Source organism: Mangrovimonas xylaniphaga (assembly GCF_001280435.1).
Lineage (GTDB): Bacteria > Bacteroidota > Bacteroidia > Flavobacteriales > Flavobacteriaceae > Mangrovimonas_A > Mangrovimonas_A xylaniphaga.
The window spans coordinates 1-1,088 of the sequence record NZ_LBIP01000042.1 but is presented as its reverse complement, the minus strand read 5'-3'; the positions used below and the strand labels follow the sequence as shown (position 1 = coordinate 1,088).

General features: G+C 39.4%; 1 protein-coding gene. It reads right to left on the bottom strand.

What is annotated here, in order from left to right; translation table 11 throughout:
* Positions 1–1,088: site-specific tyrosine recombinase/integron integrase (gene xerA / locus ZA06_RS16690; protein WP_316931785.1), on the bottom strand; the 1,088-nt coding region annotated here is incomplete at both ends.

Sequence of the window (1,088 nt, the reverse complement as noted above, 5' to 3'; positions counted from 1 at the left end):
GGATTTGTAATAGAATTAAACGTATTGCTAGCTACATGGGTGTAAATCTCGGTCGTCTTTGTGGAATTGTGTCCCAATAGTAGCTGAATGTATCGCAGGTCGGTACCTGCCTCCAAAAGATGTGTGGCAAAGCTATGTCTTAGAGTGTGTGCAGTCACTCGTTTTTTTATTCCAGCCTTCTTTGAAGCTTGGTCTATTATTCTTCCAATGCTTGTGGGACTGTATTTTTCCCTGCTTTGTCCCTCGAAGAGGTATGTCTCTGGTCTATATTCAACATAATACTTCCTCAGATCATCAAGTGTTGATTTTGCCAATAAAGTATATCTGTCCTTGTTACCCTTGGCGTCGTTTACTTTAATTAGCATTCTAGTGCTGTCAATATCCGTGGGTTTTAGGTTTAGCAATTCACTTCTTCTCAGGCCTGCTGAGTAGAGAAGAGATAGGATGCATTTATGTTTAAGGTTGGTGGTCGCTTCCAGTAGATTTTTTACTTCTGTTTTGGACAGGACAATTGGCAATTTCGTTTGTTTTCTAGGGCGTTCAATATCATAGAACCTGTTTGGCATACCCAGTACCATTTCATAATAGAACTTGATGCTGTTGATGGTTTGGTTGATATAGGAGTTTGACCATTTAAGGCTTACCAAATGTATGAGGTAGTTTCTAACGTCCAGCTCATCCAGATTGTCAATGTCCTTGTCGGGGTAGTGGTTGATAAACTTTTCAAAGCATGAGACATACGTTTTTACTGTATTGTTGGCATAATGCTTGAGTTCAAGTTTGTCAAGATAGGAGTTTGGGCATACCTTGTAACCATCTGGTTTTTCCCTGTTCTTGAACCATTGTACATCAAATTCCTCATCAAGCATTTTTGCGTTTGATTTTTCGAAAAAGTAATTGGTGTTGATCCAAGCTACACCACGGAAAAGATTGAAGATGGCATTGAGATTTCTTTTGTGGTTCGGTACGTAATACATTCCAAAATCTGAGCTCCATTCAATGCCGTCCAGTTCTTTTATCATGCTGTTCAAAACCTTGTCCGAACTGAACTTGAGCCCAATGTACTTTTTGTTGTCAATCAAAAGGTG